The sequence below is a fragment of the Actinoallomurus sp. CA-142502 genome (assembly GCF_050936355.1).
GTDB classification, from domain to species: Bacteria; Actinomycetota; Actinomycetes; order Streptosporangiales; family Streptosporangiaceae; genus Actinoallomurus; species Actinoallomurus iriomotensis.
In genome coordinates this window covers 8237176-8258333 of the sequence record NZ_JBNJMY010000001.1, presented here as the reverse complement: position 1 = coordinate 8258333, position 21158 = coordinate 8237176, and the positions used below count along the sequence as shown (strand labels likewise).

Sequence of the window (21158 nt, the reverse complement as noted above, 5' to 3'; positions counted from 1 at the left end):
ATCCGAGCGCCGATACCGGCATCGTCCGGTCTCGCCGGAGTTCAGCTGGTGGCGCGGCCGACGGCGTACTGGAACAGGTTGTCCTGCTGGATGGTCCCGTCGGCGCGCCGCTGGTTGCCGAAGTTGGTCAGGAACACCTGGTACGCGGCGTCCATGCCGACGACCTCGATCGCGCGGGCCACGTTGGGGGAGGACTGCATCGACTCCCAGGCGGCGTCGAGCGAGGGGAAGTCGTACCTGCGGGTCACCTCGGCGTAGGCGTACACGTCGAGGCCGGCCTCCACCATCACCTCGCGCAGGTGATAAAGGTCGCGGACCGGCTGGGAGCCGGGGGAGCCGGCCGGTACGAGGCCGCGTACGGCGTTGATGAACGCGCTCGCCTCGCGGCCGGACCAGTTGTGCCACAGCCCGATCACGACCGAGCCGCCGGGCCGGGTGACGCGCGCAAGTTCGGCCACGGCGACGGCCGGGGGTTCGGTGTACTGGATCGCGTCGAAGGCCATGACCTGGTCGAAGCAGCCCCGGTCGTAGGGCAGTTCGGCGGCGTCGGCGACGCGGAGGTCGGCGTCGGGCAGCCGCTCGCGCGCGACCTTCAGGAGGTCCACCGAGGCGTCCAGGCCGGCCACCTCGGCGCCGCTGCGCGCAGCGAGTTCGAGGGCCGTGCCGTTACCGCAGCCGACGTGCAGCAGGCGCGTCCCCGGTCCGGGGTCGAGCGCGCCGAGCGAGGCGATGTAGAGAGGGCGGAGCTGCTCCTCGCACACGTCGGTGAAGGCGACGCCGTTCTGCGGATGAACCTGGATGGGACCCACCATCGCGTCCTCCGGGTAGACGTTCGTTCAACTACATGATCACTTCGCGCCGGACAGCGGTGCATCCGCATATTTACCTATTTGCTGACTTTGTTCACCGCATTCGCCGTACGTGATCCATACTCCTTGGTGTGGCCCGGCGAGTCTCGTGCCCTACCCTCATCGGCCGTACCGCGGAGCTGGCCCGGCTCGACGCCGCGCTGGCTCAGGCGCGGGACGGCTCTTCCGTGCTGCTCTTCGTCTCCGGCGACGCCGGCATCGGCAAGTCCCGGCTGGTGGAGACGTTCACCGCGCGGGCCAGGGAGAACGACGCGATCGTCTTCTCCGGCGCCTGCCTGGACCTGGCCGAGGGCGCCGCGCCGTACGCGCCCTTCGTCGCCGCCCTGCGGCCGCTGGCCGACGAGCTGAGCGGCGACGAGCTCGCCCACGTCCTCGGCGAGGCGCGGCAGGAGCTCGGCGCGCTGCTGCCCGAGCTGTGCGGAAGCCCGACGAGCCGGCGCGACCGGACCGAGCGCGGACGCCTGTACGAGCTGGCGCTCGGGCTGTTCCGGCGCATGGCCGCGCTGCGCCCGGCCGTCCTCGTCCTGGAGGACCTGCACTGGACCGACCCGGCCTCGGCCGACCTGCTGGCGATGCTCGGCGCCAACCTCCGCCACGCGGGCCTGGTGATCATCGGTACGTACCGGAGCGACGAGGTTCCCCGCGACCACCCGCTGCACAACATCGTGCTGGAGCTGGAACGCTCCGGCCGCGCCGAGCGCGTCGAGCTGACCGGCCTGTCCGTCGATGAGGTGACCGCCCAGGTCACCGGCATCCTCGGCACCGAGCCCGCGACGCGTCAGACCCGGTCCCTGTTCGACCGGTCGGACGGCAACCCCTTCTTCGTCGAGGAACTGCTCGCCGCCGGGCCGACGAGCACGGGGCTGACCGCCAGCCTGCGCGACGTGCTGCTGACCCGCGTCGAACGGCTCGCGCCCGCGACGAAGCAGGTCCTGCGCGCGGTCGCGATCATCGGTCGCGGCGGAGACGAGGAACTGATCGGCACCGTCACCGAGCTGCCCGCGGGCGAACTGGAGGCCGCACTGCAGGAGGCCGTCTCGCACCGGCTCCTGGTCGTCACGGGTGACGGATACGACGTCCGGCACGCCCTGCTGCGCGAGGCGCTCCAGGCCGACCTGCTGCCCGGCCGGCGCAACCGGCTGCACCTGGCGGTCGCCGAGGCCCTCGCGGACAAGAACGTGCCGGCCGAGTCGGCACGCCACTGGCACGCGGCGGGGCACCGGCCACAGGCCCTCGCCGGCTTCGTCGCCGCGGCGATCGACGCGCAGACGTCGAACGCCTGGGCCGTCGCGCTCGCGCACTACGAGCGCGCGCTGCGGCTGTGGCCGGATGTGGCCGACGCGGAGAGCCGCTGCGGCCTCGATCACGCGGAGTTGCAGCGGTGCGCCGCCGAGGTCGCGATGGCCGAGGGGGAGATCGACCGCGCCCTCCACCTCACCGAGGCGTCGATGGCCGAACTGGACGCGGGCGCCGAACCGCTGCGCGCGGCCGCCCTGCGCATCCTCGCCGGCCGGATCCACTGGGTGGCCGGGGACGTCGCCGCCGCCTGCCGCTCCTACGACGAGGCGGTCGCGCTGCTGCCCGCCGAGGCCTCCACGCGCGAGCGCGCCCAGGTCCGCGCCCTCCAGGGGCACGCCTTCATGCTCCAGAACCGGTACACGGACGCCGCCGCCTGCTGCCGGGAGGCCATCGCCGTGGCCGTCGCCGTGGGCGCGCCCGACCTGGAGGTCCACGCCCGCAACACCCTGGGTGTGGCGCTCGCCATGCTCGGCGAGGCGCCGCAGGGTCTGGAGGAGCTCGCCGCCGCGCTGCGGCTCGCCAAGTCGCGCGGCGACACCTGGGAGCTGGGCCGCACCTACGTCAACTTCTCAGACGCGCTGCTGTGGGCGGGCCGCTGGGCGGAGGCCGCCGAGGTCGGCATGGAGGGCGTGCACGTCTGCCGCGGCCTCGGCTACGGCCGTACGACCTGCATGTGCGCGGCGGGCAACACGCTGGGCGCCCTGGTGCGGCTCGGCCGCTGGCCGGACGCGGACCGGCTGGTCGACGAGGTCAGCGACATCGACGCGCCGCCCGGACAGCGGTGGGGCGTCACCCTGGCGATGACCGAGCTCGCGCTGCGCCGCGGCGACGTCCAGGGCGCCCGCGCGCGGTTGTCTTCGGTGGAGGAGATCGCCGCCCGGTCGCAGAACAGGGAGCTGGTCACCTCGTTCCACGTCTGCGCCGCCTGGCTGGCGACCGCCGAGGGCGACAACGAGGCGTGCCGCGAACGCGTACGGGTCGGCCTGGACCTGATCCGCGGCTCGGAGTACCTGCGGCTCGGTCCCGAGCTCTGCGCGATCGGCCTGGCCGCCGAGGCGTCGCTCGGCGGCGACCCCGGCCCGCTCCTCAAGGAGTGCCGGGAGTTCCTCGCCGGCATGATCGCGTGCCCGGAGCCGGAGGCGTACGGCCGCACCGCCGAGGCGGAGTCGACGCGACTCACGACGCCCGACCCGCTCGCGTGGGCGGACGCGCGGGCCGCGTGGGAGGACCTCGGCGAGCCGTACCACGCGGCGTACTGCCGGTTCCGCGGAGCCGAGGCGCTCCTCGCGACGAAGGGCTCACGCGAGGAGGCCGCGACACTGCTCCGCGCGGCCCACGAGACGGTCGTGGCGCTGGGCGCGGACAGCCTGCGGAGGAAGATCGAGGACCTGTCCCGCCGGGGACGCCTGGAGCTGGTACGGGCGGGCGAGACGGTGCCCGGGCTGACCGCGCGCGAGGGGGAGATCCTCGCCCTGCTCAGCGACGGCCGGACCAACCGGCAGATCGCCGAGGCGCTGTTCATCAGCGAACGCACGGTCGGCGTGCACGTCTCGCGGATCCTGCACAAGCTCGGCGTGCCCAACCGCGGCGCCGCCGCGCACCTGTTCAGAGTCTCGGAGTGAACGAGTCGCCGCGCAGGGCGCGATCGACCAGCTCGACGCCCTCGGCGATCGCCACGAGCCGGGTGCCCTCGCGCCGGTAGATGTCGAGCACTGCCTCCACGCCGTGCGGCGGGATGACGCCGGACAGCTCCGTACGGGCCGTGCGGAACCCCAGCCGGGCCGCCTCGACGCTCGCGGACACGTGCTGCCGGGCCATCCGCGCGAGAACCACGGGGTAGCGGCGCAGCACGCCGTAACGGCGGTATTCGGCCGGCACGAACTCCAGGAGCCAGGCCACCGCGGTCTCCTCGAACCTCTCGGTGCCCGGGGGATGCACACCGGCAGGCCAGCCGGGCGGAACGTAGGCGTTCACAGGGATCAGACTACGACGTGTTCGAACATCTGTTCTAGCGTCGGGATGAGCTCAGTCCTCGTCCTCATCCGGCCGGTCGGGTTCGTCCGGCTCGCGCCGCTTGGTGATCCGGATCGTGCCCGAGTCGAGATCGTCCCGTCCCCGGCCGCCGGCCTCGGTGTGCAGCTCGTGGCGGCGGGTCTTCTCCTTCTCCTGCTCCTCGAGCTGGATCTGCTTTCCGGAGCCACCGAACGCGGCCTGCAGATCGGCGAACATGCCCGGTCCGAAACCAGCACCCGACTCGGAGTCACCGCGGATCGCCGACATCAGCCCGCCCCCGCCCGTGCCCTCCTTCGGCCAGTCGATGACCTCGGGTGGGGGAGGCGAGGCCGTACGCTTGCGCGGGCGCCTGCGACGCCGCCGGAACGGTGATCTCACGCATCCTCCAACGTTCTGCCGATCCCCAGGATTCCTCGAGACTGCGAGCGAGTCTCTTACGAGGACCCGCCCGAATGGTATGCGCCCTCGCGGTGATCTCGGACGGTAACCTGCGGAGCGTGTCCCTCACTCTGGCCGACATCGTCGGGATCTTCGAAGACCGATACGACCCGGCCTGGGCGGAGTCCTGGGACGCCGTCGGCCTGGTCTGCGGCGATCCGGACGCGCGGGTCCGTCGGGTGCTGTTCGCGGTCGACCCGGTCGCCGAGGTCGCGGACGAGGCGCTCGCCTGGGACGCCGACCTGATCGTCACCCACCATCCGCTGCTGCTGCGCCCCGTGCACGGCGTCCCGGCCACCACGCACAAGGGACGCCTCGTCCACCGGCTGATCCGGAGCGGCACGGCGCTGTTCACCGCGCACACCAACGCCGACGTCGCCGATCCGGGGGTCTCCGACGCCCTCGCGCGCGCCGTCGGCCTGTCCGGCGACCTGCGGCCGCTCAGCCCCTCCCCGGACGATCCCCGGCGCGGGCTCGGCCGGGTCGGCGAACTGCCCGGCCCGCTGACCCTACGGGAGTTCACGGCGGGCGCCGCCAAGGGGTTGCCGGCCACCGCGGGCGGCCTGCGCGTCGCCGGCGACCCGGACACCCTCGTCCGTACGGTGGCGGTCTGCGGAGGGGCCGGTGACTCGCTGCTGGGCGCCGCCCGCGCGGCAGGCGCGGACGTCTACCTCACCGCCGACCTGCGCCACCATCCGGCCTCGGAGTTCCGCGAGGCGGGCGCGACCGCGCTGGTCGACGCCGCGCACTGGGCCACCGAATGGCCATGGCTTCGCGACGCGGCCGGGCTGTTGGGGGAGACTAACGTTGAGACCCGGATCTCCGCGGCCGTCACCGACGCTTGGACCTTTCGATCCCACGAAGGAAGTACGTGAAAGCAGCACCTGAAGCCCAGTTGCGGCTCCTCGACCTGCAGGAGCTCGACACCGCGCTCGACCGGCTCGACCACCGCAGGCGCGCGCTACCCGAGCTGGCGGAGATCGCACACGCCGAAAACCGGCTGCGCGAGCTCGGCGACGCGCTCGTCGCCGCGCAGACCGAGATCAGCGACATCGACCGGGAGCAGAAGAAGGCCGAGCAGGACGTCGACCAGGTCCGCGCCCGCGCCGAACGCGACCAGAAGCGCCTCGACTCCGGCCAGGTCTCCTCGGCCCGCGACCTGGAGAACCTCCAGTCCGAGATCACCTCGCTGCAGCGCCGGCAGTCCGACCTCGAGGAGATCGTCCTGGAGGTCATGGAGCGGCGCGAGGAGGCCGAGACCCGGCTCCGCGCGGTGGAGGCCGACCGGGAGACCGGTGACAAGGCCCTGGCCGAGCTGACCGCCCGGCGCGACGCCGCGTACCGCGAGATCGACGGCGAGGCCGAGCTGACCAAGCAGGCGCGCGCCGGCGTGGTCACCGACATCCCCGGCGACCTGCTGAAGCTGTACGACAAGCTGCGCGACCAGCAGCGGGGCGTCGCCGCCGCGGCCCTCCTGCGCGGCCAGTGCCAGGGCTGCCACCTGCAGCTCAACACCGTCGAGCTGAACGAGATCCGCGCCGCCGCCCCGGACGACGTCATCCGCTGCGAGGAGTGCCGCCGGATCCTCGTCCGTACCAAGGAATCCGGCCTGTGAGACTGATCGTCGAGGCGGACGGCGGGTCGCGGGGCAACCCCGGACCGGCCGGCTACGGCGCGGTCGTACGCGACGCCGTCTCCGGTGAGGTGCTCGCCGAGGCCGCCGAGTCGCTCGGTGTGACCACCAACAACGTCGCCGAGTACCGCGGCCTGATCGCCGCCCTGACGAAGGCCGCCGAGCTCGCCCCCGACGCCGACGTCGAGGCCCGCATGGACTCCAAGCTCGTCGTCGAGCAGATGTCCGGCCGCTGGCGCATCAAGCACCCCGACATGAAGCCGCTGGCCATGGAGGCGCGCAAGCTCGCCTCCGGCTTCTCCTCGGTCCGCTTCACCTGGATACCGCGCGAGCGCAACAAGCACGCCGACCGGCTCGCCAACGAGGCGATGGACGCCGCAGCGCAGGGGCGCGAGTGGTCCGCGTCGTCCTCTGCTGCGGCCTCGGCCGACGACGAGGAGCCTCACCGGGAGACCCCGGCGGGCTGGACCGCCCCGACGGGCGCGCCGACCCGTACGCTGCTGCTCCGGCACGGCGAGACGCCCCTGTCGGCGGAGAAGCGTTTCGCCGGCGTCGGCGAGATCCCGCTGACCGAGACGGGCGTGCTGCAGGCACAGGCCGCGGCGAAGGCCCTGGCCGGCCGCTCGATCGACGCGATCGTCTCCTCGCCGCTGGGCCGGGCCCGCCAGACCGCGCAGGAAACCGCCGACGTCCTCGGCCTGCCGGTCCGCACCGACGACGGCTTCCGCGAGACCGACTTCGGCGACTGGGAGGGCTACACCTTCGCCGAGGTCCGCGAACGCTGGCCGGCCGAACTCGACGCCTGGCTCGCCGACCCGTCCGTGGCCCCGCCACACGGCGAGAGCTTCACCGCCGTGGCCCGCCGCGTGAACACCGCACGCGACAAGCTCCTCGTACGCTTCCGGCAGCAGACGGTCCTGATCGTGTCGCACGTGACCCCGATCAAGCTCCTCGTACGCTCCGCGCTGGACGCGCCGCCGTCGTCCCTGTACCGCATGTTCCTGGACGTGTCGTCGATCTCGGAGATCGACTGGTACGCCGACGGCCCCGCCGTGCTCAAGGGCTTCAACGACACCCACCATCTCGGGTAGCCGCGGGCGGGGGTCGTCACACGGTAAAATGTCGGGCTGGTGGACGAGTCGGCCGGGCGGCCGCGGCGGGGACCCGAACGGTCCCCGGCGAGGAAGGTCCGGGCTCCACAAGGCAGGGTGGTCGGTAACACCGACCCGGAGTGATCCGCGGGACAGTGCCACAGAAAACAGACCGCCTCCGCGTCCGCGGAGGTAAGGGTGAAACGGTGGTGTAAGAGACCACCAGCGCCCCAGGCGACTGGGGCGGCTCGGTAAACCCCACCCGGAGCAAGGTCAAGAAGGGCCCGCCACGGCGGACCCGCGCAGGCGATCGAGGGCAGCCTGCCCGAGCCTGCGGGTAGACCGCTCGAGGCCGCCGGCAACGACGGCCCTAGATGGATGGCCGCCCCTCCGCCGAGGCGGAGCGACAGAACCCGGCCTACAGGCCGACTCGTCCACTGCGCCGGCCCGGGGGGCGACCCCCGGAACCCCCGATGTGAGGGGCTCCGCCCCCCACGCCCCCCGCGGGCTGAGGTCGCGGGAGGGCCTCGAAGATCATTGGGCGGCGGCGGTTCGCCGGGGTTGGAAACGCATCAGCGGAACGATGTGCGTCCTGGGACGGCCGTCCGACCCTGTGCAGACTTCCTGTCCGTCTTCAAGGCGGCCCGAAGACGGGCCGCACGCGCCGCCGACTCGGCGCCCGCCCTTCGCTCCCGCTCCAGGCGGGCAGGCAGCCGGTTGGCTGGCACGGATTCCCTCGGTTCTTCCGGGCCGCGCTTGCCCGTAGTTCCGCATCGAGCCGTTGGACGAGCTGGGCGACCGGTGCCGGCTGTCACGTCGCTCACCGTGGGCTGCTCCCGCTGCGAGATTGTCCGGATCGGACGGAACCCATCAAGGGCGCCTTCGGCGTCGGCTTCGCCGATCTTCGACCCTTGACGGAACCCGCCCGAGAGTCCCGGAGTCGGCAGCTATCGGGAGCAGGGAGAGGAATGGTACGGCCCTGCGGCCACTGCAGGAAACTGTCGACAGCGACGACAAACGATGGAGGCGAAACGCTTATGTCTCTCACCTGGGTCGAGTCCGCGGGTGGCCCTCTCCTGGTCGCCCCAAAATCACAGCTTTCACATTGGGGCGGATCAACCGACGACGACGGGCCCGTTGAGACCTGGGGAGACTACGGCCGCGCCTGCTCGGTCCAGGGATACATCGGCCTCGTCGCCATCGGCGATCAGCACGCGCTGGTCCTCGGAGACGAACCTGCCTCCACAACGTATTTGCCGGCTGAACGGCTATTTTTGCGATGGGCGGCCGCCTACTCCGAGAGCGAACTCGTAGCCGCAGCCAAGCGCGCTCTGCGGAGCCACGTTCAGTGGGACGAGGACGAAGACCTCGTCTGGGACGTCCATGAGCCGATCGTGATCTTCGACTCCGCCTGGCCAGGCTCAGAGATCGAGCCCGGCAACCATCTACTCATCGACCTTGAACCGGGCCGTTACAGAGTCCGCGCCACGTATCTGAAGGATCAGGACAACTGGATGATCCTCGTGCAGCTCCAGCCGACGACAAACTCAGCCAGCACCTCCTGAATACCCTCTTGACCTGGGCGTATGAAGGTCACACGGTCGCGGCCCGAAATCTTCCAAACTGGGGATCAACCCAGGAGGTAGGCCTGACAGATCGCTGATGCGATGATCGGCCGGTGGCTACTGAGAGGGACACAGCTTCTTACGATCACACCTGCGGCGAGTGCGGTAGGCCGTACAGGATCGGCTTCCGCAACCAAGGCGGCACCAAGGCGGCCCATTCCACTTCATGATCGTCACGATGAACTCGCAGCCCGATGACCGTATGCAGATCGTTGGCCACTGGCGTAGCGGCGACCCGCACGGATGCATCTGGGCTGTCGAGGCGAGGTCGGTCCAGGCTGACCAGTCGTTCGGTTCTGAAGAACGCGAAAGGCCCCGCTCGCCCGGAATTGGGGGAGCGGGGCCTTCCGTTGGAGGTCAGCGGCGGTAGTCGCCGTAGGAGTTCCAGTCCTCCGGACGCTTGTCCTTGTCCTCGTTGCTTCCGTACGAGTTGCCGTACGGGCTGCTCGGGTACGCCTGCGTGGCGTTGGGGTCGTCCGTCGGCTGGCTCGGGGTCGAGGACGAGCCCGAGTCGTAGCCGGAGGAGCCCGGTCCGTAGTAGCTCGAGTCGTTCCCGTACGAGGACGACGAGGAGGAGCCGCCGTAGGACGAGTAGCCGCCCGTGGACGAGGACCCGTACGAGTCCGACGACGAGCCCGAGTAGCCGGTGCCCAGCGGGTCGTCCGACGAGCTGTACGGGGACGAGTCGCCGCTCGAGGAGTAGCCCGACGACGAGCCGTAGCCGCTGTCGTAGGAGGACGACGACGAGCCGTACCCGCCCGTGCCGCTCGACGAGGACGAACCGGAGTAGCCCGTGCCGAGCGGGTCCGAGCCGTAGTCCGACGACGACCAGCCGCTGCCCGCCGAGGGTACGCCCCCGGCCGACGGCGACGAGCCGTACGACGACGACCCGTACGAGGACGAGGACGACGACGACGAGCCGGACCCGTACGACGTCGGGCGCTCGCCGGTGCCCAGCGGGTCGTTCAGGGGGTCGTTCAGGGGGTCGTAGCCCGCGGCCGGCGCCTCGTTCTCGGAGGGGGACGCCGAGCCGCGCTTGCGGTCCGACTGGATCTTGGCGAGCAGTTCGTCGACGCTCGGCAGCCGGGTTTCGTCCTCGCCGCCGGATGACGGGGCGGGGCCGGAGGCGGACGCCGCCGGCTGTACGGCCGTGGCCGGCGCCTGCGACGGGGCGGGCGGGGCCGGCGGCGCGGGCGGCGGCTGGTGCGCCGGGGGACGGTTGCCGCGGGCGCCGTAGCTCGGCCGCTCGCCGGTGTTCAGAGGGTCGGCGTAGCTCGGCCGCTCGCCGGTGTTCAGCGGGTCGTCGCCGTAGCCGTTGTTCTGCGGGGGCTCGGACCCGTACGGGGCGAAGCCGCCGCTCTGCTCGGCGGAGCCGTACGACGGGAGGGGGGCGTTCGGGTCGGTCTCGCTCGCGCGGCCCACCGGTGCGTCGAGAGGGTCCGCCGGGATGGCCGGCTGCGGGGCGGTCGGCGGCGCCGGGGTGTCGATCGGGCCGACCGGGTGCGACTCCATCGGCGGCTGGCCGGGGCCCTGCGGCAGCGGTCCGGGGCCGTGCTGCGGCGGTCCGGCGGGGCCGCCATGGCCACCCGGCGGCGGACCGAGCGGGTCGTTGCCGCGCGGCTCGACCGGCTGGTCGCCGTTCTGCCGCCAGGGGAACTTGGGCTTGTCGAAGGTGATGGTCGACCAGTACTCGTCGTCGTCCATCTCCTCGTTCGACCGGCCGGACGGCGCGGGCGCCGGGCCGGGGGCCGCGGGCAGCGAGGCGTGCGGAGGGGGAGGACCGGGGGGCGCGCCCGCGACCGGGCCGCCGGGACCGCCGGGACCGCCGGGGCCGGAGGGCCCTCCCATGGGAGCGGGTGGGAGCTGCTGAGGGCCACCGAGGGGCGTACCGGCGACACGCATGTCGCCGTACGGCTCACCGTACGGCTCCTCCTCGTAGTCGTACTCCTCTACGGGCTCACCGCGACGGCCGCGGGATCGTCCTCCACGGCGGCCGCGGGGCTGCTCGTCTTCGGACATCCAGTCGTCGTCGTCACCCGCCCGGCTCGCCCTCATGCCGAGTGCGACCAGCACCCCGACGAGAACGACAACCGCGACGAGTCCGAGGACAACGATCAGACCCCACATAGCACCACCCAACGCCATGGTCTAGCGGTCGACGCCGACGCGGAGACCGATTCTGTGATCACCGGCGTCCGGGCCCCCAGGGACCTAGACCGATTGTTGCCGACCGCTATGACCCTTGTCACACGGTTCGCGGACATCTACTCTCACACTACTTGCCGCAAATGGCCACTCGGGTCAGTGGCCATCAACTCATGCCCTCGGCCACGAAGATCTACCGTCTTCACGTCGGTGGACATCAGGCTCATGGTCCACCGAACCGCACGGTCATCCGGCCGCGGGCGACCGTACGCTGGGCGATCTCCGAGAGCACCTGGTTGAGCTTCGCGCCGTTCGGCAGCGGCACCTTGCCGCTCAGGGCGTACACCGTGAACCGGTAGCGGTGCAGCTCGCCCTTTGGCGGGCACGGCGGGGAGTACCCCGTCTGGCCCGCGGTGTTCACCGCCTGCTCGGCCCGGCGCGGCACGACGCCTTCGAGCAGTTCGTTCGCTGTCGCGTCGATGTTGAACAGGACCCAGTGGACGTACGCCCCGCTGGGCGCATCCGGGTCGTCGAGCACCAGCGCCTGCGCGCCCACGCCGGTCGAGGCGACCGACCACCGCAGCGGAGGCGTCTTGCCCTGCCCGCCCTCGGTCTTGCAGGCGAACCGGACGGGAATCGGCGCGCCCTCGCGGAACGCCGGGCTGGACACGGTGATCGAGTCCGGCACGCTGCCGCGTACGATCTTGGTCTGCCCGACCAGGCCGCATCCACTGAGCGACAGCAGTCCGACGGCGGCCAGGCAGACCGGCCGCCAAAACGTGGTCATCATCGATCAATAGCTCCCGGGGGACGATCGTACGCCGCGCCCGGCCGGTGGCCTCGCATTCCGCGGTATCCGCGGGAGCGGTGCCGGATGCGGTCTCGCTCACACGAGGCGGCGGCGGGCGTCCGGCCCACCTTAGGGCCTCTCGCGCGAGCCCGCCGTACCTGCCCCACAAGCGGGCGGGCGCCGCGTTCAGCCGAGCAGGTCGCCGACGATCGCGCGGATCCGCGCGCGCTCGTCCTCGTCGAGGCCGCTCCAGAACTCCCGCTCGGAGTCGTACCAGATCCGGGTCACCGGCTCGCGCAGGGCGCGTCCGGCATCGGTCAGCCAGACGCGGACGAGGCGGGCGTCGGAGGGGTCGCGTTCGCGGCGTACGAGACCGGACCGTTCCAGGCCGCTCACGACCTTGGTGACCGCGGGCGCCGAGACGCCCGTGCGCGCGGCGAGGTCGGCGGACGTGACGCCGTCCTCACGCCAGAGCTGGGCCAGGTAGAACTCCTGCCCCAGGTGCAGCCCGTGCCGCTCCAGCCCTCCGGCGAGGACGGCCTTGTACCGTCCGAGCACCCGGATCAGCCGGTAGGACGGGCTGTCGAGCAGCGAACGTTCCACCTGATCAGCGTAACCATCGTCCCCGGTCGTGGCCGGGGAGGCGGCCCGAGGAACCTCGCGGCCGCCTGCAAGATGGAAACGATTATGGCGAGACACGGGAACTTATCGAGATATATCGTGGCTGCGGCCGCATGTGACAACCGTGGGAGGGAGGACGGCTCGTGCGGATCGGGCTGCTGGGCCCCCTCGAGGTGGCCGACACCGCCGGCCGGCCGGTCGAGGTCGGCGGCTCCCGCCTGCGCACCCTGCTCATCCTGCTGGCCCTCGACGCCGGCCGGGTGGTGACCGCGGAGCGGCTCGCCGACGGGGTCTGGGGCGACACCCCTCCCTCCGGCACGGCCAACGCGCTGCAGTCCCTGATCTCCCGCCTGCGGCGCGCGGTGCCCAGTCTGGTGATCGAGTCGCACCCCGCGGGCTACCGGCTGGTCCTCGACGGCGACGGCACCCTCGACGTCATCGAGTTCGACCGGCTCGCCGCACGCGGGCAGGTCCTGCTGGCCGACGACCCGGCCGGGGCCGCCGACGCGTTCGCCGAGGCGCTGCGGCTCTGGCGCGGCCCGGCCCTCGCCGACGTCGCCGACGCCGACTTCGCCCGCGGGCACGTCTCCCGCCTCACCGAACGCCACCTGGGCGTGGTCGAGGACCACGTCGAGGCACGGCTGCGGCTCGGCCGCGCGGACGTCGCCGAGCTGGAGGCCCTCGTCACCGCTCACCCGCTCCGCGAGCGGCTGCGCGCGCAGTACATGCGCGCCCTGGGCGCCGCGGGACGGCAGGCCGACGCGCTGGCCACGTTCGAGGACGCGCGCCGCACGCTCGCCGAGGAGCTCGGCGTCGACCCGTCGGAGGAACTGCGGGAGGCGCACCTGGACGTGCTGCGCGGCGCGCCCACCGGGCCACGCCCGACGGCCCGCACCAACCTGCGCGCCCGGCTCACGAGCTTCATCGGCCGCGAGAAGGAGCTCGACCGGGTCGGGCGGCTCCTGGAGGAGAACCGCCTCGTCACCCTGACCGGACCGGGCGGAGCCGGCAAGACCCGGCTCGCGGTCGAGTCCGCCGACCGGCTCGCCGACCGCATGCCGGGCGGTGTCTGGCTGGCCGAACTGGCCCCCGTCGGCGACGCGGGCGAGGTGCCGCAGGCCCTGCTCGCCGCGCTGGGCCTGCGCGAGCGCGCGCTGATCGGGAGCATGCGGGGTACGGCCCCGGCCTCGGCCGACCCGGTCGAGCGGCTCGTCGCCGCGCTGGCCGGCGAGCGGTTGCTGATCGTCCTGGACAACTGCGAGCACCTCATCGACGCGTGCGCCCGGCTCGCCGACCGCGTCCTGGCCGACTGCCCCGGGGTACGCGTCCTCGCCACCAGCCGCGAGGCGCTCGGCATCACCGGCGAGACCCTCTGGCCGGTGCCGCCGCTGGCCTTTCCGGACCCCACCACCCGCGCCGCCGGCGACGTGCTCGACTACCCGGCCGTACGCCTCCTGGCCGAGCGGGGCGCGGCGGTGCGCCCCGGTTTCACCATCGACGCCGACCTCGACGCGGCCCTCGCCGTCTGCCGCCGCCTCGACGGCATGCCGCTGGCGATCGAGCTGGCGGCCGCGCGCCTGCGCACGATGACGATCGGGCAGATCGCCGGCCGCCTCGACGACCGGTTCCGGCTGCTCACCGGCGGCAGCCGTACGGCGCTGCCGCGCCACCAGACCCTGCGCGCGGTGGTCGACTGGAGCTGGGACCTGCTGGACGAGCCCGAACAGGTGCTCCTGCGCCGGATGTCGGTCTTCGCCGGGGGCGCCACTCTGGAGAGCGTCGAGGAGGTCTGCGGCAACGACGTGTTCGACGCCCTCATCGGGCTGGTGGAGAAGTCGCTCGTCATCGTGGACGGCGCCGGCCGCTACCGGATGCTGGAGACCATCCGCGCCTACAGCGCCGGCCACCTGTCCCAGACCGGTGAGGCGCGGCGCGTACGGCGGGCGCACGCGCACCACTTCCTCGCACTCGCCGAGACCGCCGAGCCTCTCCTCCGCACGCGCGATCAGGTGGAGTGGCTGCGGCGGCTCGACGCGGAGTACGACAACCTGCAGTCGGCGCTGCACTGGGCCATCGACGTCAGCGACACGGCGCTCGCGGTGCGTTACGTCGCCGCGCTCGGCTGGTACTGGCTCATGCGCGGCCGGCGGGCCGAGGGAGAACAGCTCGCCGCCGAGGCGGTCGCGCTGCCGGGCGAGGGACCGGCCCAGGCGCGGGCGCTCGCCTGCATGTACTGGACGCTCGGCGCCTTCGGCAGCCCCGGCCTCGACACCCCCGGCCGGGCCGCCCTGCGCGCACACCTCGAGGCGGCCCTGGAGGCGTCCCGCCACCTCGACCCCGACGGCCTGCACCCTGTACTCCGCGCCGCGCCGGTGGTCCTGCGGTTCTTCGACGGCCAAAGCGATGAAGCACTGGCCGGAATGGAGCCGTTGCTGACCGCGCCCGACCCGTGGCTGCGGGCGACCGGCCGCACGATGCGCGCGCACGGGCTGATCAATCTGGGGAAGGTGGGGGAGGTCGAGGCCGACTTCGGGGCCGCGCTGGAGGAGTTCCGCGTCATCGGCGAGCGCTGGGGGCAGTCGCTGGCGCTGGCCGGGCTCGCCGAGGTCGCGCTCTGGAGGGGCGAGACGGTGCGCGCCAAGGGCTACACCGAGGAGGCGCTCGGCCTCTCTCTCGAACTCGGGAGCCACGACGACGCGAGCTTCCTCCGCATCCGCCTCGCCCAGGCCTACAGCGCGGTCGGGGACGAAGAGGGAGCGCGGGCCGAGCTGGACACCGCCCTGCGCAGCGCCCGGCGCCGCAGCGCGCCCGAGGACCTCGCCGTCGTCCGCTTCACGCTCGGGGAGTTCGCGCTCCGCGCGGGCGACCTGCCGGCCGCGCGCGAACACCTCGAAACCGCCGTCGACCACCACCGGGAGGGCGGACCGCCGCAGTTCGGCGCCATGATCAACTCGCTGCTCGGGCTCCTGCACACACTGGAGGGTGACACGGACGCCGGGTTCGCCCGGCACGCCGAGGCGCTCCGGCTGGCCATGGCGGGGTTCGACGCGCCGGTCACCGGGCTGGCCCTCGTCGGCTTCGCGGACCTGGCCGTCCGTACGGGCGAGCCGGAGCGCGCGGCGACCCTGCTCGGCGCCGCCGTCGCCGTACGGGGCACCGAGGACCGGTCGCTCGCCGACCCGCCGCGCATCGAGCGGGCCGCGCGGGAGGCGATCGGCGACGCGCGGTTCGACGCGGCGTACGCCCGGGGCCGGGCGATGAATCGCGAGTCCGCGTGCGCGTACGCGCACGCGGCCGGCTCCCGGGCGTGACGCCTCGTCCTCAGATGCGGCGGCGCAGGGCGCGCACCGCGAGCGGGGCGAAGACGACGGCGACGATGACGGCCGAGATGAGGCTCTGGGCGACCGGAGTCGCGACCGCGCCGCCGTTGATCAGCCCGCGGGTGGCGTTCGCCAGGAAGGACACCGGGTTGACCTTGGCCCAGGCCTGCATCCAGCCCGGCATGGTGTGCACGTCCACGAACGCGCTGCTGGAGAAGCTCATCGGGAAGATCGTGGCGAAGCCGAAGATCTGCACCTTCTCCGGCGCGCTCACCAGGACGCCGATCAGCACCGAGACCCACGAGACCGCGAACGACATCACCACCAGGAGCAGCAGGGCGCCGGCCACCCCGGCGACGTCGGTCTTGACCCGGAAGCCGATGATGATGCCCACCGCCAGCAGCATGCCCATCGACCAGACCTGCTTGACCGTGTCCGCGGCGATCCGGCCCGCCAGCGGCGACATGCGCGAGATCGGCAGGGCGCGCAGCCGGTCGAAGACGCCCTTGGTGATGTCGGTGTTCAGGCCGACACCGGTGTTCAGGGTGGCGAACAGGGCGTTCTGGGCGATGATGCCGGGCAGCGCGTACTGCAGGTAGGCGGTCGGATGACCGCCGGCCATCTGGCCGCCGAAGACGTACGTGAACAGCAGCACGAACATGATCGGCTGGACGCTGAGGTCGATCAGTTCCATCGGGTTGTGCTTGATCTGCACGAGCGTGCGCCAGGCGAGGGTCAGCGTGTGCCGGACGGTCGCGAGCGGGCTGACGCGCGAGGACAGCGTGCGTGGGGCGGTGACGGTGGCGGCGCTCATGCCGGGCTCCCTTCGAGCTCGGGCTCGGGTTTCGGCTCCTCGGCGCGGTGGCCGGTCAGGGCGAGGAAGACCTCGTCGAGGCTGGACCGGCGCAGTGCCAGCTCGTCCACGAGCACGCCCGCGTCGTCGAGGTGACGGACGACCTTCGGCAGCACGCCGGGGTCGGAGACCGGCGCGGTGACAAGGTCGCCCTCGATCTGGATGTCCTGGCCGACGACCATGCTGACCAGCCCGGCGACCGTCTCGCGGTCGCGCGTGTCGACCGGCCGTACCTGGAGCACCTGGCCGCCGACCTGGCTCTTCAGCTCGTCCGGTGTGCCGTGCGCGATGACCTTGCCACGGTCGATGACGGCGATCTCGTCGGCGAGCTGGTCGGCCTCTTCCAGGTACTGCGTGGTGAGCAGCACGGTCACGCCGTCGTCCACCAGCCCCCGCACGGTGTCCCACAGCCCGCCGCGCGCGTGCGGGTCGAGGCCGGTGGTCGGCTCGTCCAGGAACAGCACCGACGGCCGCCCGACGAGGCTGGCGGCCAGGTCGAGCCGGCGGCGCATGCCACCGGAGTAGGTCTTGGCCGCACGGTCGCGCGCGTCCCACAGCTCGAACCGTTCGAGCAGCTCGGCGGCGCGCGCCTTGGCCTCCCGGCGCGGCATCTCCAGCAGCCGTCCGATCATGACGAGGTTCTCGGTGCCGGTGAGCATCTCGTCGACGGACGCATACTGGCCGGTCAGCCCGATGAGCTGCCGGACCTGGTGCGCGTCGCGCACGACGTCGTACCCGTCGACCGTCGCCCGGCCCGCGTCGGGCCGGAGCAGGGTCGCCAGAATCCGCACCGCGGTCGTCTTGCCGGCCCCGTTCGGGCCGAGCACCCCCAGAACGCTGCCGGCCCGGGCGGCGAGGTCCACCCCGTCGAGGGCGACCGTGTCGCCGAAGTGCTTCACCAGGCCCTCGGCCTGGATCGCGTAAGTCATGGGCTCTCCCCGTGGAATGTGATGTCTCCTGCCATCACTGTCCACGGGGGGCCTGGCATCTCACGCACATTCGCCTGACATCCGCTGATACGTGCCTGACACGGCGCGTACGAGGACGTCCGGTTACTCGGGGCGGCGGGCGCCGAACATGATCTCGTCCCAGGACGGAACCGACGCCCGCTTGCCGCGGGCCTTCTTGCGTGCCGGACGCTTCTCCTGGGCGGGCGGAGGCGTGGCCTTGCCACCGGCGGCGGCCGCCGCGGCCGGCTGTTCGGTCTCCGCCGCCGGGGCCTCGGCGGGCTTCGGCTGTTTCGGCGGCGCCGGCTTCGGCGTGGGCTTCGGCTGGACGGGTCCCCGCGCAGCGGGCTTCTGCGGCGCGGCCTTCGGCTCGGCCGGCTTGGGCGCCGGCTTGCGTACGGCCGGCTCGCGCTTGGCAGCCGGGCGTGCGGGTTCGGCCGGCGCCGGTGCGGGCTCCTCGGCGGGCGGTGCCTGCGGCGCGGCGGCGGCGCTCTCACGCGGCTCGGCGGGGCCCGTCTCACGCGGACGCGGCGGTGCCGCCTCCTGCGCCGGGGCTTCCTCCTGCGGCTTCGCGGGTGCTGTTTCGCGAGCGGTCTCGCGCTGGGTCTCCTGCGGCGACGGCGGCACCGCCTCACGCGGTGCCGTGTCCTCGCGCGCCGGGGCGGCCTCGCGCTGCGACGGCGCGCGGGACAGGCCGGTCTCGCGCGGCTCCTCCGGCTCCGGGCGCGGCACCTCCGGCCGCGGCGCCTCCGGTCGCGGGATCGCCTGGCGCGGCACCTCGCGTACGAACGCGGGCTCCTCCACCGGCGGTGGTTCCTCCCGCGGCGCGGGGGCCGGGGCGGGGGGCGCCTCCTCGCGTACGGGTTCGGTGACGACCTTCATCGCGCGCCGGGGGACGAACGGGGTGACGATGTCGTCCACCGGGTCGTCCAGCTCGAGCGAGGACAGCCGCGCGGCCTCCTCGTTGACCGCGGAGATGTGCCGGCGACGCGGGTCGTAGGCCCACTCCGCGGCGTACGGGCGGCCGTCGTAGGAGAACGACAGCCGGACACGCCAGGTGGAGTCCTCGCACTTGCGGGAGTCCCACTCGACCTCTTCCAGGTCGATGCCCCGCTTACCGAGGCGCTCCTCGACGATCTCACCGAGCGCCGGCGCGGGCGCGGACTCGCCTTGGCGGCGGATCGTCACGCGCTGGGCCTGCTGCGCCATGTACTCGCGTTCTTGCAGGACCGGTCCCTCGAACCAGCGGACACGCTCCACCGGGATACCGGCCGTCTCGGCGATCTCCTCCGCGGTCTCTCCAGCGCGGATGCGAGCCTGGATCTCCTTGGGACGCAAGGGACTCTCCACTTCGATCTCGTACTGGCCGAGGCGGGAGAAGTGCCCACGGACCGCGGCGCGAAGCCGGTCGTCGACGGGCAGCGTGAACCGGGTGCCTCGGCCCGCGGTGGCCAGGACGAGGTACGAACCGTCCTCGCTGACCGCGACGAGGCGCAGCTCCTGCATGCGTGTCCTTTCGTGCCCTGTCCAACGTGGCTCGGGGCGCATGCGTGCCCTTCCCCCGGTTCCTTGAGTCTCTCGTCAGGACGCACCTGCCCGCCAGCACCGTACCCGGCATGTCCGAACATCGCCGTCCTAGCGACGTGATCCTGTCAAGTTCCCGCAGCGTCGTCCCAGCTTGCCTGTTCACCCGGGTGCGAGGTGGAGGGGTTGACGATTCTTGTGCATCCTTTTCCAGGCGATGTCGTTCGATGCCGTCGCGGGGGTGCCCCTGCCGCTCACTTACCGAAGATACGAGTCGTATATGCGTTAGCAAACCGCCTCTCGGGGTCGAACCTGTCGCGGAGCGCCAGAAAGTCCCCGAAACGCGGGTAGACGCCCTCAAGATACGCCGCGTCGCGAGTGTGCAGCTTCCCCCAGTGCGGACGGCCGCCGAGAGCGGCCAGCACATCCTCCACGTCGCGGAAGTACTCCTCGTGCTCGGACGAGTGGAACACGTGGAAGGCCAGGAACGCGCTGTCGCGCCCGTACGCCATCGACAGCCAGGGGTTCTCCGGCGGTAGCAGGCGTACCTCGATGGGGAACCCGATGCGCCGGCCGCTGCGCTCGATCACCGACCGTACCTCGCGCAACGCGTCGGCGAGCTCCTCGCGCGGGATCGCGTACTCCTGCTCCTTGAAGCGCACGCGCCGCGGGCTCGTGAAGACCCGGTCGGAGCGGTCGCGGTACGTGCGGGCGCCCAGGGCGCGAGCCGAGACTCGGTTGATCGCCGGGATCGTGCCGGGGAACCGCGACCCGATCCGGTTGGCGAGCCCGAACACGGAGTTCGACAGGAATTCATCGTCCAGCCAGTGCCGGAACGCCGACAGGGGCTTCGCCGGCCCGGCCACCCGGTTGTTGCGCTTGGTGAGACACCCGTCGGTGTGCGGGAACCAGTAGAACTCGAAGTGATCGTTGGCGGCGGCCAGGTCGTCGAGGCCCTTCAGCACCGCGTCCCAGCGCATGGGCTCCTCGCGCGCCTCCAGGACGAACGCGGGAACGGTGTGCCAGGTGATCGCCGTCACGACGCCGAGCGCCCCGAGCCCGGCGCGAGCGGCGTCGAACAGCTCCGCCCGCTCGTCCCGCGAGCAGGTCACGGTCGTGCCGTCGGCCAGCACGAGTTCGAGCCCGGCGACCTGCGAGACCAGCCCGGCCGCCTCCCGGCCGGTGCCGTGCGTCGCGGTCTGGATCGCCCCCGCCAGGGTCTGCTCCTGAATGTCACCCATGTTCGCCAGCGCGAGCCCGTGAGCGGCGAGATGCTCGTTGAACGCGTGGAGCGTCATGCCGGCCTCCGCGGTCACCAGACCGGCGTCGGCGTCCACGGAACGCAGCGCGGTCAGCCCCTCCGGGCGCAGCAGCACACCCTCGGTGACGGCGGCGCCGGTGAAGGAGTGACCGGTGCCCACCATGCGAACGGTCAGACCGTCGTCGGCCGCGGCCGTGACCGCGGCGGCGACCTCCTCGGCGGACCGCGGCGCGACAACGCGTCGGGGAGTGGCGCGCTGGTTACCGGCCCAGTTCCGCCACACAGGGCTGGGGGAGGACATAATCCGAGATTTACTCACGTTATCCGGGTCGTCGGCAAGCCGGTCGAGTGCGGTTTCCGCGCGGAGCGGTTCTGCGCGGAGCGGTCCCCGCGCGGGTAGTCGGCGTGCCAAGCGGTCCCCGCCCGAGACGGTCCCCGCCCGAGATGGTCCCCGCCCGAGATGGTCCCCGCCCGAGATGGTCCCCGCCCGAGATGGTCCCCGCCCGAGATGGTCCCCGCCCGAGATGGTCCCCGCCCGAGATGGTCCCCGCCCGAGATGGTCCCCGCCCGAGATGGTCCCCGCCCGAGATGGTCCCCGCCCGAGATGGTCCCCGCCCGAGATGGTCCCCGCCCGAGATGGTCCCCGCCCGAGATGGTCCCCGCCCGAGATGGTCCCCGCCCGAGATGGTCCCCGCCCGAGATGGTCCCCGCCCGCCACGGGGGCTCCAG

Annotated in this window: 16 protein-coding genes and 1 other RNA gene; 7 read left to right on the top strand and 10 right to left on the bottom strand. The window is 72.5% G+C overall.

The features are described 5' to 3' along the window. Positions 1-41: 41 nt before the first annotated feature. Positions 42-812: a class I SAM-dependent methyltransferase gene (locus tag ACQEV1_RS38520; protein ID WP_285581590.1), complete on the bottom strand. Its 771-nt coding sequence runs from the start codon at positions 810-812 to the stop codon at positions 42-44. A gap of 128 nt (positions 813-940) precedes the next feature. Between ACQEV1_RS38520 and ACQEV1_RS38515 the strand changes: the two genes are divergently transcribed. Beyond that, the gene (locus ACQEV1_RS38515; RefSeq protein WP_433401165.1) at positions 941-3790 is read left to right on the top strand and encodes a helix-turn-helix transcriptional regulator; all 2850 of its coding nucleotides are present in this window, start codon (positions 941-943) and stop codon (positions 3788-3790) included. Here ACQEV1_RS38515 and ACQEV1_RS38510 read toward each other — a convergent pair. Beyond that, on the bottom strand, positions 3774-4142 hold the full coding sequence (locus ACQEV1_RS38510) for a hypothetical protein (protein WP_285581595.1): 369 nt from the start codon (positions 4140-4142) through the stop codon (positions 3774-3776). The genes ACQEV1_RS38515 and ACQEV1_RS38510 overlap by 17 nt on opposite strands. A 51-nt stretch (positions 4143-4193) precedes the next feature. Beyond that, positions 4194-4559, bottom strand: a complete 366-nt coding sequence (locus ACQEV1_RS38505) for a DUF6191 domain-containing protein (RefSeq protein ID WP_285628545.1) — start codon at positions 4557-4559, stop codon at positions 4194-4196. Between the two features lie 110 nt (positions 4560-4669). Here ACQEV1_RS38505 and ACQEV1_RS38500 point away from each other — a divergent pair, with 110 nt between their 5' ends. The 5 genes from ACQEV1_RS38500 (at position 4670) to ACQEV1_RS38480 (ending at position 8908) form a co-directional block, all read left to right on the top strand. Further along, entirely contained in the window at positions 4670-5494 is an 825-nt protein-coding gene (locus ACQEV1_RS38500) for a Nif3-like dinuclear metal center hexameric protein (protein ID WP_433406054.1), read from the top strand. After that, positions 5491-6234, top strand: a complete 744-nt coding sequence (locus ACQEV1_RS38495; RefSeq protein WP_433401161.1) for a zinc ribbon domain-containing protein — start codon at positions 5491-5493, stop codon at positions 6232-6234. The genes ACQEV1_RS38500 and ACQEV1_RS38495 overlap by 4 nt, the downstream gene beginning before the upstream one ends. Then, positions 6231-7343 (top strand): bifunctional RNase H/acid phosphatase, encoded by a 1113-nt coding sequence (locus ACQEV1_RS38490; protein WP_433401158.1) that lies wholly within the window; start codon positions 6231-6233, stop codon positions 7341-7343. Before ACQEV1_RS38495 ends, ACQEV1_RS38490 begins: the two co-directional genes overlap by 4 nt. Before the next feature lie 44 nt (positions 7344-7387). After that, positions 7388-7780: RNase P RNA component class A (gene rnpB, locus ACQEV1_RS38485), an RNA gene on the top strand. 600 nt (positions 7781-8380) lie between these two features. Further along, positions 8381-8908, top strand: a complete 528-nt coding sequence (locus ACQEV1_RS38480) for an Imm21 family immunity protein (RefSeq protein WP_285628554.1) — start codon at positions 8381-8383, stop codon at positions 8906-8908. Positions 8909-9325: 417 nt separating this feature from the next. Here ACQEV1_RS38480 and ACQEV1_RS38475 read toward each other — a convergent pair whose 3' ends face one another. The 3 genes from ACQEV1_RS38475 to ACQEV1_RS38465 all read right to left on the bottom strand — a co-directional run bounded on the left by ACQEV1_RS38475 (position 9326) and on the right by ACQEV1_RS38465 (position 12506). Further along, complete coding sequence (locus tag ACQEV1_RS38475; protein WP_433401155.1) at positions 9326-11095, bottom strand: hypothetical protein; 1770 nt, start codon at positions 11093-11095, stop codon at positions 9326-9328. Positions 11096-11336: 241 nt separating this feature from the next. Next, entirely contained in the window at positions 11337-11903 is a 567-nt protein-coding gene (locus ACQEV1_RS38470; RefSeq protein WP_285581611.1) for a YbhB/YbcL family Raf kinase inhibitor-like protein, read from the bottom strand. Positions 11904-12089: 186 nt separating this feature from the next. Beyond that, on the bottom strand, positions 12090-12506 hold the full coding sequence (locus ACQEV1_RS38465; protein ID WP_285581612.1) for a MarR family winged helix-turn-helix transcriptional regulator: 417 nt from the start codon (positions 12504-12506) through the stop codon (positions 12090-12092). A gap of 161 nt (positions 12507-12667) precedes the next feature. Between ACQEV1_RS38465 and ACQEV1_RS38460 the strand changes: the two genes are divergently transcribed. Further along, complete coding sequence (locus tag ACQEV1_RS38460) at positions 12668-15835, top strand: BTAD domain-containing putative transcriptional regulator (RefSeq protein ID WP_433401151.1); 3168 nt, start codon at positions 12668-12670, stop codon at positions 15833-15835. Positions 15836-15845: 10 nt separating this feature from the next. Here the strand turns inward: ACQEV1_RS38460 and ACQEV1_RS38455 are convergent, their stop codons facing one another. From ACQEV1_RS38455 to ACQEV1_RS38440, 4 genes are all read right to left on the bottom strand, one after another. Beyond that, positions 15846-16658: an ABC transporter permease gene (locus ACQEV1_RS38455; protein ID WP_433401148.1), complete on the bottom strand. Its 813-nt coding sequence runs from the start codon at positions 16656-16658 to the stop codon at positions 15846-15848. After that, positions 16655-17626 (bottom strand): ATP-binding cassette domain-containing protein, encoded by a 972-nt coding sequence (locus tag ACQEV1_RS38450; RefSeq protein ID WP_285628567.1) that lies wholly within the window; start codon positions 17624-17626, stop codon positions 16655-16657. The genes ACQEV1_RS38455 and ACQEV1_RS38450 overlap by 4 nt, the downstream gene beginning before the upstream one ends. Before the next feature lie 123 nt (positions 17627-17749). After that, entirely contained in the window at positions 17750-19150 is a 1401-nt protein-coding gene (gene sepH, locus ACQEV1_RS38445; protein ID WP_433401144.1) for a septation protein SepH, read from the bottom strand. Between the two features lie 272 nt (positions 19151-19422). Then, complete coding sequence (locus ACQEV1_RS38440; RefSeq protein ID WP_433401141.1) at positions 19423-20730, bottom strand: D-arabinono-1,4-lactone oxidase; 1308 nt, start codon at positions 20728-20730, stop codon at positions 19423-19425. Positions 20731-21158: the final 428 nt, after the last annotated feature.